Below are 13,268 nucleotides of genomic sequence, written 5' to 3'. Positions count from 1 at the left end.
TTTTTCCTTCTGCGCGAGCCTCGCTTGGGCTATCTTTAAGCAAACACGCTCAGCGTATGGAGAAACCGTTATGGTTAAATATCAACACATTCTCGTGGCTATCGATCCGCAGCAGGACGATCAGCCCGCCCTCCGCCGCGCGGTCTATCTGAACCAGCGTCTGGGCGGTCGCATTACCGCTTTTCTGCCTATTTATGACTTCTCGTATGAGATGACCACCCTGCTCTCGCCGGATGAACGTATCACCATGCGCCAGGGAGTGATCAGCCAGAGGACAGAATGGATCCGCGAGCAGGCGCAATCCTATCTTGATGCGGGCGTGAATATCGATATTAAGGTCATCTGGCATAACCGCCCGTTTGAGGCGATTATTCAGGAAGTGATCGAAGGCCGTCACGATCTCCTGCTGAAAATGGCCCACCAGCACGACCGGCTTCAGGCGGTGGTCTTTACGCCGACGGACTGGCATCTGCTGCGCAAGTGTCCCTGTCCGGTCTGGATGGTGAAAGATCAACCCTGGCCGGAAGGCGGTAAAGCCGTGGTGGCCGTTAACCTCGCCAGCGAAGAGCCCCATCACGATCCGCTCAACGCCAAGCTGGTACGGGAGACGCAGGAGCTTGCAACAATGGTGAACCATACCGAAGTGCATCTTGTCGGTGCCTATCCCGTCACCCCTATTAATATCGCTATTGAGCTGCCGGATTTTGATCCCAGCGTCTATAACGATGCTATTCGCGGACAGCATCTGCTGGCAATGAAGGCGCTACGACAGAAATTCGGCATTGATGAAAAATTCACGCACGTGGATAAAGGGTTACCTGAAGAGGTCATTCCCGATCTGGCTGACCATCTGGATGCGGGCGTGGTGGTGCTGGGCACCATCGGGCGCACCGGCCTGTCGGCCGCCTTTTTAGGGAACACCGCCGAGCAGGTCATTGACCATCTCCGCTGCGATTTGCTGGCGATCAAGCCTGACGGCTTTACCTCACCGGTCGAGCTGGATGATGACGAAGACGATTAAAAAAACCCGCGCCGGAGCGCGGGTCTTTTATCATTAAGCCTGCATAGGCTGGCTTGCTCAGCCGGGCTTCCCCGGCTTTTTACAGCGCTTTCAGAATTGCATCGACCGTTGTCTTCGCATCGCCAAACAGCATCTGCGTATTCTCCTTAAAGAACAGCGGATTCTGGACGCCGGCGTAACCGGTATTCATTGAACGCTTAAAGACCACCACGTTACGCGCTTTCCACACCTCCAGCACCGGCATACCGGCTATCGGGCTGCGCGGATCGTCCTGCGCCGCTGGGTTAACGGTGTCGTTAGCGCCGATCACCAGTACCGTATCAGTACCGCTAAAGTCGTCATTAATTTCATCCATTTCCAGCACGATATCGTAAGGCACGCGGGCTTCAGCCAGCAGCACGTTCATGTGCCCCGGCAGACGACCGGCAACGGGATGGATGCCAAAGCGCACCTTGATACCGCGCGCACGAAGCTTCTCGGTTATTTCAGCCACCGGATACTGCGCCTGCGCCACCGCCATGCCATAGCCGGGAGTAATGATCACCGTCTCCGAGTTTTTCAGCAGCTCAGCGGTGCCTGCGATATCAATTTCCCGGTATTCGCCCTGCTCTTCGCTCTCACCGGTGGAGCTACTGTCGGTACCGAAACCGCCAGCAATCACGCTGATAAACGAGCGGTTCATCGCCTTACACATGATATAGGAGAGGATCGCACCGCTTGAGCCGACCAGCGCACCGGTCACGATCAGCAGGTCGTTGCTGAGCATAAAGCCCGCCGCCGCCGCCGCCCAGCCGGAATAGGAGTTAAGCATCGACACCACGACCGGCATATCGGCACCGCCGATGGAGGCCACCAGATGCCAGCCGAACGCCAGCGCGATCAGCGTCATCAGCAGCAGCGCCACGACCTGCAGGCCGGTGCTGTCGGTACGCACAAAGATGATGAGCAGGCACAGCGAAACAACCAGCGCCAGCAGATTCAGCTTGTGGCGATGCGGCAGCATCAGCGGGCGCGAGGAGATTTTGCCGCGCAGTTTACCAAATGCCACGATGGAGCCGGTAAAAGTCACGGCACCGATAAATATGCCGACAAATACTTCGGTCAGATGGATATTTTCAAGTATCGCCTCCATGCCGGGGCCGTGATCGATATAACTGTTAAAACCGACCAGAACCGCTGCCAGACCCACAAAGCTGTGCAGGATAGCAACCAGCTCCGGCATTTCAGTCATTTCGACTTTCTGCGCCAGACGAATACCGATGGCTCCCCCAATCACCATCGCCAGCAGGATCCAGGCAACGTTATGGCTGTAAGGTCCTGCGATGGTGGCGATCAGGGCGATGGCCATCCCGGCGATGCCGAACAGATTTCCTTTTCGGGAGGTTTCATGTTTTGAGAGCCCTGCCAGGCTCGCGATAAAAAGCAGTGCGGCAACAATGTATGCTGCAGTAACTAATCCGCCAGACATTGTCTACCCCTTAGTTCTTACGGAACATTTTCAGCATGCGCTGAGTGACGGTGAATCCACCGAAGATGTTTATGCTGGCAATCAGTACCGCAATAAACGACAGGAAGCTTACCCAGCCCCCGTGGCCGATTTGCAGGACGGCGCCGACCACGATAATGCCCGAAATAGCGTTGGTAACGGACATCAGCGGGGTATGGAGAGCATGGCTGACGTTCCAGACCACGTAATAACCGACCACGCAGGAGAGCGCGAAGACGGTGAAGTGGGCGAGGAACGACGGCGGCGCCACGTTAGCCAGCCAGCCAAACAGCAGAATGGCGAGCGCAAACAACCCATATTTTAAGTAAGGCGAAGCGGGTTTTTCTGCCGGCTTTTCAACCCTGGCCGCTGCCGGGGCCGCTTTGGGCGCTGCGGAAACCTGAATGGGCGGAGCAGGCCAGGTAATTTCGCCGTCAAGCACGACGGTCACGCCGCGGATCACCACATCTTCAAAATCAATGGCGATTTCACCGTTTTTCTCTTTGCACAGCAGCTTAAGCAGGTTAACGAGGTTTGTACCATAAAGCTGGGAAGACTGGGTCGGCAGGCGGCTTGGCAGATCGGTATAACCGATGATCTTAACGCCGTTCTCCGTAACAAAGACCTCATCTGCCACGGTCAGCTCGCAGTTCCCACCCGTCTGCGCGGCCAGGTCAACAATCACGCTGCCGGGCTTCATTGACGCCACCATGTCCGCCGTGATCAGCTTCGGTGCCGGACGCCCCGGGATAAGCGCAGTGGTGACGATAATATCCACCTCTTCAGCCTGCGCAGCGAACAGCGCCATCTCCGCTTTGATAAAGGCCTCTGACATCACCTTCGCGTAGCCGTCTCCGCTGCCCGCCTCTTCCTCGAAGTCCAGCTCCAGAAACTCGGCACCCATACTCTGCACCTGCTCCTTAACTTCCGGGCGGGTATCAAACGCACGAACGATAGCGCCAAGGCTGCCTGCGGCGCCAATCGCCGCAAGTCCCGCCACGCCAGCGCCGATCACCATCACTTTGGCCGGCGGAACCTTGCCGGCGGCGGTGATCTGGCCGGTGAAAAAGCGGCCGAATTCATGAGCGGCTTCCACAATGGCGCGATAGCCGGCGATATTCGCCATGGAGCTCAGCGCATCCAGCGACTGGGCGCGTGAGATACGCGGTACCGCATCCATCGACATCACGGTAACCTTGCGGGCCGCGAGCTTCTCCAGCAGTTCCGGGTTCTGTGCTGGCCAGATAAAGCTTACCAGCGTGCTGCCCTCGCGAGTCAGGGCAATCTCTTCGTCATCCGGCGCGTTGACCTTGAGGATGATATCGGCCTGCCAGACGCTGGCCGTATCGGTCAGCGTCGCTCCTGCGGCGACATAGGCCGCGTCATCAAAGCTAGCCAGTTTCCCTGCGCCACGCTCTACCGTCACGCTGAAGCCGAGCGCCAGCAGCTGCTCCACCGTTTTCGGCGTAGCGGCAACTCGCGCTTCGTTGGGCAACCTTTCTTTGGTTATTCCAATTAGCATAATATTCCCTTTCATCAGTAGGAGGATGATGGTTGGTCCTGCCTCCGGCGGCCGGCGTGACCTTCAGAGGATTTGTGTCAAACTGTTTATAAGCTACTGAAATTGTGTCCGGCAATCCAGCTTACCCCGGCCCGTTTCCGCACATTGCCGATAATCATTCATATACAAGGGGCCTGGGCGATGTTGATCTGCTGAATTTAGGCAACTCATACAGATAATGTGCTGGTCAACAATCGGGGGCTTTCCGCGTAATGCGCGGTAAAAACATTAATTAACAAAGCATTAACGTGTACGCACCGGCCGCGGGTCCGTTTAATTGCCGGTGACGAAGCATTATCCCCCCTGACACAACGGTTTCATCTTTTCATTTCACCGCGTGTACTGCCCGCAACCCAATGGCTCAAAATGGCTGAGACAGGGGCATTATTACATGCAATAATCGGCAGCTAATCTGTTACACATCAAGAGTCCAGCACGTTTTCGTACTCATTTTTTTGCGCAAGGCGAAGGATTATTTTTATGAAGCTGAAGATTACCATTCTGGCATCAGCCCTGTTATCACTCACAGCATTAACCGCACAGGCGGCACAGGAACTGACGCCGGAAAAAGCGGCAGCGCTGAAGCCGTTTGATCGTATTACGCTTACCGGGCGCTTTAACGCCATCGGCGATGCCACCTCGGCCATTTCCAAACGTGCCGATGAACTCGGTGCCGACGCCTTTTACGTGCAGGGCATTAACGACACTAACGGTAACGGCGGCAACTGGCGCGTGGTGGCTGACCTTTACCACGAGGATGCGCCGGAAGCGAAAGAGAAAAGCCACGACCGCGTAATTAACGGCGTGCGTGAACTGAATAAGCAGGAAGCCTACAAGCTGGAGCCGTACGATACCGTCTCCGTCAGCGGCTTTTACCGCAGCCAGCCCGACGTGAACGACGCGATCACCCGTGCGGCAAAGGAAAAAGGCGCAGCCTCTTTCTTTATTGTGCGCCAGGTTGACGCTAACAGCGGCGGTAATCAGTACATTACCGCCTACATCTACAAAGCGGATGCGCCCGAGCGTAAGGTGCAGTCTCCTGACCTGATCCCGGCAGATTCCGATGCGGGTAAAGCGGCGCTGGCCGCCGGTGGCGCTGCGGCGAAAACGGTGCAGATTCCGGGCGTTGCCTCTTCTGAAACACCGAGCACCAAGGTGGGCCGCTTTTATGAAACGCAGAGTTCCCGCGGTGGACGCTATACGGTGACCACGCCGGACGGCAAAAGCGTGCAGGAGGTGAATGCCATCACCGCCGCTCAGATGCAGCCCTATGACAGCGTCACCTTCACCGGCCACTTCGGCACGCCAACCGAAATTTCCGAGGCCGTTGGCCGCGCCGCGATCGATAAAGGCGCGAAGTACTATCACATCACCCGCCAGTGGTCTAATCAGAGCGGCGGCAACCTGACCGTTTCAGCCGATCTGTTCAAGTAATCCCTCAAGACGGCCTGCGGGCCGTCTTTGCTCCGCTCTGCATAGCATTCCGCTTTTTTTTGCATAAACACGCATTTATTCCCCCTCTTCGCATTGCATCTGCTGAACGCACTCCGTAAAATCGCCAGCCGGTTTCAGGGCTATACTCGGTATTCATGCGCTTATACCTGCATGAAACGCGAGCAGCCGCTCTGAACATGGTTTTTTATTCTGCTATCGGGATGATTTCTTGGACAAAAAATTAGGTCTTACCGCGCTGACCGCGCTGGTGTTGAGTTCCATGCTCGGCGCAGGCGTCTTCAGCCTGCCGCAAAACATGGCGGCGGTGGCCAGTCCGGCAGCCTTGCTGATTGGCTGGGCGATAACCGGCGTGGGCATTATCCTGCTTTCTTGCGCCCTGCTGCTGCTGACCCGCCTTAAGCCGGAACTGGACGGCGGTATCTTCACCTATGCCCGGGAGGGATTTGGTGAGCTGGTCGGCTTCTGTTCCGCCTGGGGGTACTGGCTCTGCGCGGTGATTGCTAATGTCTCCTATCTGGTCATCGTTTTTTCAGCACTGAGTTTCTTTACCGATTCGCCCGGCCACGTGGTCTTTGGCGACGGTAATACCTGGCAGTCAATTCTGGGCGCCTCCGTGCTGCTGTGGCTGGTTCACTGGCTGGTGCAGCGCGGCGTTCAGACCGCTGCCAGCATCAATCTGGTGGCGACGCTGGGCAAGCTGGTGCCGCTGGGGTTATTCATCGTTCTGGCGGCGGTGGCTTTCAATTACGACCGCTTTACGTTTGATTTTACCGGACTCGATCTGGGTACGCCGGTCTGGCAGCAGGTGAAAGACACCATGCTGATCACGCTCTGGGTGTTTATCGGCGTGGAAGGCGCGGTAGTGGTATCGGCCAGGGCGCAGAATAAAAGGGATGTTGGCAAGGCTACCCTGCTGGCGGTGGTGGCAGCGCTGATCGTTTACCTGCTCGTTACGCTGTTGTCTCTCGGCATTGTTCCCCGGGCGGAGCTGGCTGAGATGCGCAATCCCTCAATGGCGGGCCTGATGACGCGGCTGATTGGCTCCTGGGGCGATCTGATTATTGCGCTGGGGCTGGTTGTCTCCGTCTGCGGCGCCTATCTGAGCTGGACCATTATGGCGGCTGAAGTGCCGATGCTCGCGGCCGAAAAAGGCGCATTCCCCCGCTCGCTCGCCCGGCAGAATGCCCGGGGTGCGCCCGCCGCTTCCCTCTGGCTGACCAACCTCAGCGTGCAGCTCTGCCTGATCCTGATCTGGCTAACGGGTTCGGATTACAACACCCTGCTGACTATCGCCTCCGAAATGGTGTTGGTGCCCTATTTCCTCGTCGGCGCTTATCTCTTCAAAGTGGCCCGCAGCCTGAAAAAACCGGGCGTGATGGCTGTCGCGGCAGGCGCGAGCGCCTACGGCTTGTGGCTGCTCTACGCGTCCGGCCCGCTACATCTGCTGCTTTCCGTGGTGCTTTACGCGCCGGGCGTGATGCTGTTTCTGTTCGCCCGCCGTGACGGGCGCGGCGAAGGGAAACTCAGCGGGCTTGAAAGGGTGTCGATGGGTGTGCTGGTGCTGGGTTCTGCGCCTGCGCTCTGGATGCTGGTGCGCTAGCTTTCCCCCTGTTTCCCACCCTATGCGTGGGAAACAGTTATTGACCCGTTTAAGCAGCAAACTGAACGCGCGGTAAATCCTCAGTAACACGCTTTTGCGAACAGCTACCCTTTGATGCCTGGTCAGCCCGGACACTCTGCGGTAGCCAGGCTAAAAGAATATGCAGGGCATAATCCGTTACTCTCAGAGCAAACGTTTGAGAATGTCAGCCAGCTAGTGGGAAGAAAGAGGGATGCGAACCGTTAAACGGTCGCTGCCCTGCTGAAGGTCCAGGGGCTTAACATACTCTTTGCGAATCGACTCAAGCTGCGTCTCAGAGAGCGGGTATGGCAGCAGAATGTCGAACAGACGGATGCGCTGCTGTTCGGCCAGGGTAATCAGGCGGGCGATATTGATCTCATCGCTGACCTGAGTAGAAATGATCTGCAACGCCAGCGCTTTCAGCCTTTCGGAGGGGGCATGCGGCAGGTCAGGAGAGTTCTTTGTCACCATGCCAAAGATGGGAAGAACGCCATAGATAGCATCAACGAAGCGCCATCGCTTCTTGCAGGAGGCAGAGAGAAAGTCGATATAATTAAGGCAGATAGGATCACTGTGCACCGCAGAAGCCAGCTCTTTATCAGACACCCGTTCACTCCTTTCACAATTAATGACTCTCCACAGGTTGTCTGAACAACCCTGCTAATATAATGGCATATTATACGCGCCATATACTACTCATTGAGCTTTATTTAGCGTCTGACAATGGTCGGCAAGAGTAACAACAGGTAATCTTGGTGCCTCTATTTCTGAAAAAATCCCCTATGAACAGAATCGTATTCGTTGAAGATGATCCGGATGTGGGTTCGCTGATAGCAGCCTATCTCAGCCGCCACGACATTGACGTGATCGTCGAAGCCCGGGGCGATTGTGCCGAAGCCACTATCGCCACCGCCAATCCCGATTTGGTCATGCTGGATATTATGTTGCCGGGCAAGGATGGAATGACGCTTTGCCGGGATTTACGTGCCGGTAAAAGCTGGTCGGGGCCGGTCGTGCTGCTGACCTCGCTGGACAGCGATATGAACCATATCCTCGCCCTCGAAATGGGCGCCAGTGATTATATTCTGAAAACCACACCACCGGCGGTGCTGCTGGCCCGGCTTCGTCTGCATCTTCGCCAGGCCGGCAGTGGCAATCACGGCGGTAACGGCAGAGTCGTACCCCAGATGCAGGTTCAGAAGCCGCTGAATTTCGGCACGCTTTCCATTGACCCCGTTAACCGCCAGGTAACGCTGGGAAGCGAGATAATCCCCCTCTCCACCGCGGATTTTGATCTTCTCTGGGAACTGGCAACGCACGCCGGCAGGATACTGAACCGCGATGCCCTGCTGCAATCCCTGCGCGGCGTCGCTTATGATGGGCTGGACCGCAGCATTGACGTCGCCATTTCACGCCTGCGCAAAAAGCTGCTGGACAGCGCTACCGAGCCCTACCGCATTAAAACCATCCGTAACAAAGGCTATCTGTTCGCCCCCCATGCCTGGGATATGCCGTGAAAAAGCTCTTTATCCAGTTTTACCTGCTGCTGTTCGTCTGCTTCCTGGTGATGGCGATGCTGGTGGGCCTCGTCTATAAGTTCACCGCCGAACGCGCCGGCCGCCAGTCGATGAACGATCTGATGAAAAGCTCGCTCTATCTGATGCGCAGTGAGCTGCGGGAGATCCCGCCCCGCGAGTGGAACAAAACCATTGATAACCTCGATCTGAATCTCTCATTTGATCTGCATATTCAGCCACTGAGTAAATATCAGCTCGATCCCGCTATGATGCGCCAGCTGCGTGCGGGTGAGATTGTGGCGCTCGATGATCAGTACACCTTTATCCAGCATATCCCACACAGCCATTATGTGCTGGCGGTTGGCCCGATTCCTTATCTGTTCTTTCTGCATGAGATGCGGCTGCTCGACATTGCTCTGCTGGCATTGATCGGCATCTCGCTGGCGCTGCCGGTCTTTATCTGGATGCGCCCCCACTGGAAGGAGATGCTGCGACTGGAGTCGGCGGCGCAGCGGTTTGGGCAGGGGCATCTTGATGAACGCGTGCATTTCGACACGGCCTCCAGCCTGCTGCGGCTTGGAGTGGCGTTCAATCAGATGGCGGATAATATCAATACGCTGGTCGCGAGCAAAAAACAGCTGACGGATGGTATCGCTCATGAACTTCGTACGCCACTGGTGCGCCTGCGCTACCGTCTGGCGATGAGTGATAACCTGACGGAAGCGCAGACCGCGGCGTTTAATCGCGATATTGGCCAGTTGGAATCGCTGATTGATGAGATGCTGACCTATGCACGCCTCGACCGCCCTGAAGTAGCACTGCACCCGCAGTGGCTGGATCTGACCAACTGGCTCGAAGAGCGGCTTGCGGATATCCGCCTCGTCAATACGGGCTTTATTTTTGAGCTGGACAGGCCGCAACAGCCGCTTGGCAGCATGACGGATAGCCGCCTGATGGCGCGCGTGCTCGATAACCTGGTCAATAATGCGCTGCGTTACGCCACTGGACGCATACGTGTTGGCATCGGTCTGGACGCTGAGTTCCTCTCTCTTCAGGTGGAAGATGATGGTCCCGGCATCCCGCCTGCGGAGCGCGAGCGCGTTTTTGAGCCTTTCGTACGGCTCGATCCCAGCCGCGATCGGACGACCGGCGGCTGTGGCCTCGGTCTGGCGATCGTCCACTCTGTTGCACTGGCGTTCGGAGGGCGCGTGACCATTGATGCCAGCCCGCTGGGTGGCGCGCGCGTTCGCTTTTACTGGCCGGTTAATTTACCCTTACCTTCTGCCTCGCTGCCTGTCAGCGTCTGATAACTACAAGGAATTTTATGTCATCTGCCTATGAAAATCTGACCAAAACCTTTACCCGCCTGTCGCGTTTTGGCCATCTTTCCGCGATCGCGGGCTGGGATATGTTTACCATGATGCCGCCCGGCGGCAGCCAGGCCCGCGGCGCGGCCCTGGCGGAGCTGAGCGTACTGCAGCATGAAATCCTTACCGGGAAGCAGGTGGGTCAGTGGCTGGATGAAGCGGAGCAGGCGTCGCTGAACGATGTGGAACAGGCCAACCTGTTTGAGATGCGCCGCGCCTGGCAGCAGGCATCGCTGCTTCCGGCCTCGCTGGTGGAAGCGAAATCGGTAGCGGGTTCGCGCTGCGAGCACGCCTGGCGACAGCAGCGCCCGGCCAACGACTGGCAGGGTTTTGCGGAAAACCTGAAAGAGGTGGTATCGCTCAGCCGTGAGGAAGCGGAAATTCGCGCCCAGGCCAACGGCTGTTCACGCTACGACGCCCTGCTGGACGTGTTTGAACCCGGCATGACCAGCGCCAGCCTCGACAAAACCTTCGGCGACATTAAGCAGTGGCTGCCTTCGCTGCTTCAGCGCATCGTGGACAAGCAGGCGGGCGAAACCGTCAACGTTCCCGTCGGCCCTTTTGCCGTGGCCTCCCAGAAGCAGCTTGGCCTGGCCATTATGAAGCAGCTTGATTTTGACTTCTCCGCAGGCCGGCTGGACGTCAGCGCGCACCCTTTCTGCGGCGGCGTGCCGGAAGATGTGCGCATCACCACCCGCTATAACGAAAACGAATTTATCAGCGCGATGATGGGCGTTATCCATGAAACGGGCCATGCGCGCTATGAGCAGAATCTGCCGAAGCAGTGGGCAGGTCAGCCGGTCGCCCGCGCCCGCTCAACGGCCATTCATGAATCCCAGAGCCTGTTTTTTGAAAAACAGCTCGGGCGCAGCGCGGAGTTTCTGACCCTGCTATTGCCGCACGTTAAGCAGCTGCTGGGCGACGATCCGGCGCTTGAAGTGAATAACTTCATCGCCCTCAATCAGCGCGTCAGGCCAGGTCTGATCCGCGTGGATGCTGACGAGGTCAGCTATCCGGCGCACGTTATCCTGCGCTATGAAATTGAAAAGGCCCTCATCGACGGCGAGATTGAGGTAGCCGATATTCCCACGCTCTGGCAGGAGAAAATGCAGGCGATGCTGGGGCTGGATACCACCGGCAACTACCGCGATGGCTGTATGCAGGATATTCACTGGACCGACGGCGCCTTTGGTTACTTCCCGACTTATACGCTCGGGGCCATGTATGCGGCACAGCTCTTCCGGGCGCTGAAAGAAGCGCTGCCTCAGGTCAGCGATCTGCTTCGCGAAGGTAACCTGCAGCCGGTGTTTGACTGGCTGAGACAGAATATCTGGCAACACGGCAGCCGCTTCACCACCCGTCAGCTGATTGAAAACGCAACCGGCGAAGATCTCAATCCCCAGTGGTTCCGTCAGCATCTGGAAAATCGCTATCTGAACGGCGGCTGATGCTTACCGGGCAGGCTTCGCCTGCCCTCAGACGGTTTACCGGCAGGACAACAGCGGCAAACAGAGCGCGCAACGCCACGGACGGCGCAGCTCAACGAACAGTAATAACGCCTGCCATGACTCAGCGGGCCGCCACTGTTTCTCACGCCGGAGCCTTGCCATCAGCCCCGTTTTTCCGGAGTTGTACAATCCGTTACACGCCGATACCAACCACTCACTGAATCCACTGCCGTTTTCTCATAGAGTCTCTCTACCGGCCCAGTGAGGGCTGACCTATGAATGTGAGGGTTTGCAATGAAAAAATTATCTGCTCTGGTTGTTGCTGCGGCGATGAGTCTCTCTTCTGTGGCGTTCGCGGCGGAAACCGCACCGGCAGCAGCCCCTGCTCCGGCGAAAACCAGCATGACGCATCATAAAAAGCATCACAAGCAGCATAAACCTGCCGTGCAGAACGCGCAGGCGGCCAAAAAACATGCGGGCAAAACCGTCAAAAAAACGCATCATAAAACGGCCGCAAAAAAAGCGGCAGCGCCACAGGCATAAATCAGCGCGGGGAGACGCTTTCCCCAGACTGAGAGAATCTGGTCTCCTTTCAGGACCAGCTACTGACACACCCGGCATGCCGGGTGTTTTACGGAGTCGCGGAGAATGCTGCGTCGCTATCGGTTCGAAATTATCCTGGTTACGCTGATCCTGTGCGGGGTAACCGCAGCGGGCTTCTGGTTATAGCCCCGTAGTGTGCTGATATTTAAAATTAAACTCCCTATTGTTTTATTATCCGTCTATAGTTATTAACACTTCGTGGTTTTTATTCACTCCGTTCGTTCTCCATTCTGAGAGAGAAATGCGCCTGAAAGCTCTGTTTTTAATTGGGTGTTTAGCCTGTACTTTTTATACCCACGCTGACGACGCGTCAGGCGATGCCGACATCAAAACCCTTTTTTATGGTAAAGATGACCGTAAACCCATTACCGATTCCGCCACCCAGCCCTGGGAAGCCATCGGCCAGCTTGAAACCGCCAGCGGCAATCTCTGTAGCGCAACGCTGATCTCCACGCATCTGGTCCTGACTGCCGGACACTGCCTGCTGACGCCGCCCGGGGCCATCGATCCTGCGGTTGCCCTGCGTTTTATTGCCGGTGAGAGCGGCGGCTGGCGCTATGAAATTCGCGATATCGAGACGCGTGTCGATCCGGATCTGGGGAAAAAACTGAAGGCGTCGGGCACTGGCTGGATCGTCCCCTCCTCCGCCGCGCCTTATGATTACGGACTGGTAATCCTGCATAATCCCCCCTCCGGCATTACGCCGGTGCCGATGTTTGCCGGCAGCCGTGGCGAGCTGACCGCCGCACTCAAGCGCGATAACCGCAAAGTGACCCAGGCGGGCTATCCGGAAGATCACCTCGACACGCTCTATTCTCACAGCGAATGCCTGGTCACCGGCTGGGCGCAGAAAGGCGTACTTTCCCATCAGTGCGACACCCTGCCTGGCGACAGTGGCTCACCGCTCCTGCTAAGGGTGGACGATCGGTGGCAGCTTATCGCGGTGCAAAGCTCCGCCCCGGCGGCGAAAGATCGCTATCTGGCCGATAACCGGGCGATTGCCGTCACGGCTTTCCGCGATAACCTGGAAGCGTTGGCGAAGTAAAATACCCACGGTAAAAAGGGCCATAAAGGCCCTTCACGCTGATGACTAAGTGCTGGCTCTGCCCACGCCGCCCATGGCGCGGGGCGCTTTACTCCCATCCCTGTTCCCTTCGCTTTACGTTTGACAACAGTCTGAAAGGCCATA

General features: G+C 57.0%; 12 protein-coding genes. 9 read left to right on the top strand and 3 right to left on the bottom strand.

Annotated elements, in window-relative coordinates:
• Positions 1-70: 70 nt before the first annotated feature.
• Complete coding sequence (gene uspE / locus AAH446_RS01715; protein WP_342905002.1) at positions 71-1,021, top strand: universal stress protein UspE; 951 nt, start codon at positions 71-73, stop codon at positions 1,019-1,021.
• Positions 1,022-1,100: 79 nt separating this feature from the next.
• Here the strand turns inward: uspE and pntB are convergent, their stop codons facing one another.
• Entirely contained in the window at positions 1,101-2,489 is a 1,389-nt protein-coding gene (gene pntB / locus AAH446_RS01710; protein WP_342905001.1) for a Re/Si-specific NAD(P)(+) transhydrogenase subunit beta, read from the bottom strand.
• A gap of 10 nt (positions 2,490-2,499) precedes the next feature.
• Positions 2,500-4,029 carry a Re/Si-specific NAD(P)(+) transhydrogenase subunit alpha gene (pntA, locus tag AAH446_RS01705; protein WP_342905000.1) on the bottom strand — a complete coding sequence of 510 codons (1,530 nt, stop codon included), beginning with the start codon at positions 4,027-4,029 and terminating at the stop codon, positions 2,500-2,502.
• Between the two features lie 519 nt (positions 4,030-4,548).
• On the opposite strand from pntA, the gene ydgH reads away from it, so the two are divergent.
• On the top strand, positions 4,549-5,502 hold the full coding sequence (ydgH, locus tag AAH446_RS01700; protein ID WP_342904999.1) for a DUF1471 family protein YdgH: 954 nt from the start codon (positions 4,549-4,551) through the stop codon (positions 5,500-5,502).
• A 229-nt stretch (positions 5,503-5,731) separates the two neighbouring features.
• The gene (locus tag AAH446_RS01695; RefSeq protein ID WP_342904998.1) at positions 5,732-7,123 is read left to right on the top strand and encodes an amino acid permease; all 1,392 of its coding nucleotides are present in this window, start codon (positions 5,732-5,734) and stop codon (positions 7,121-7,123) included.
• Positions 7,124-7,336: 213 nt separating this feature from the next.
• Here AAH446_RS01695 and AAH446_RS01690 read toward each other — a convergent pair whose 3' ends face one another.
• Entirely contained in the window at positions 7,337-7,750 is a 414-nt protein-coding gene (locus AAH446_RS01690; protein WP_342904997.1) for a hypothetical protein, read from the bottom strand.
• Positions 7,751-7,926: 176 nt separating this feature from the next.
• Here AAH446_RS01690 and rstA point away from each other — a divergent pair, with 176 nt between their 5' ends.
• The 6 genes from rstA to AAH446_RS01665 all read left to right on the top strand — a co-directional run bounded on the left by rstA (position 7,927) and on the right by AAH446_RS01665 (position 13,124).
• Positions 7,927-8,661, top strand: coding sequence for a two-component system response regulator RstA (gene rstA / locus AAH446_RS01685; RefSeq protein ID WP_342904996.1), 735 nt, complete (start codon positions 7,927-7,929; stop codon positions 8,659-8,661).
• Positions 8,658-9,968 (top strand): two-component system sensor histidine kinase RstB, encoded by a 1,311-nt coding sequence (gene rstB, locus AAH446_RS01680; protein ID WP_342904995.1) that lies wholly within the window; start codon positions 8,658-8,660, stop codon positions 9,966-9,968. The genes rstA and rstB overlap by 4 nt, the downstream gene beginning before the upstream one ends.
• Before the next feature lie 17 nt (positions 9,969-9,985).
• The gene (locus tag AAH446_RS01675) at positions 9,986-11,476 is read left to right on the top strand and encodes a carboxypeptidase M32 (RefSeq protein ID WP_342904994.1); all 1,491 of its coding nucleotides are present in this window, start codon (positions 9,986-9,988) and stop codon (positions 11,474-11,476) included.
• A 294-nt stretch (positions 11,477-11,770) separates the two neighbouring features.
• Positions 11,771-12,019: an acid resistance repetitive basic protein Asr gene (asr, locus tag AAH446_RS01670; RefSeq protein ID WP_342904993.1), complete on the top strand. Its 249-nt coding sequence runs from the start codon at positions 11,771-11,773 to the stop codon at positions 12,017-12,019.
• A gap of 105 nt (positions 12,020-12,124) precedes the next feature.
• Positions 12,125-12,205: a small membrane protein YdgU gene (ydgU, locus tag AAH446_RS19720; RefSeq protein ID WP_463322774.1), complete on the top strand. Its 81-nt coding sequence runs from the start codon at positions 12,125-12,127 to the stop codon at positions 12,203-12,205.
• 115 nt (positions 12,206-12,320) lie between these two features.
• Positions 12,321-13,124, top strand: coding sequence for a trypsin-like serine peptidase (locus AAH446_RS01665; protein ID WP_342904992.1), 804 nt, complete (start codon positions 12,321-12,323; stop codon positions 13,122-13,124).
• Positions 13,125-13,268: the final 144 nt, after the last annotated feature.

This window comes from Erwinia psychrophila (genome assembly GCF_039023475.1).
Lineage (GTDB): Bacteria > Pseudomonadota > Gammaproteobacteria > Enterobacterales > Enterobacteriaceae > Erwinia.
This window is presented reverse-complemented; position numbering and strand designations above follow the sequence as displayed.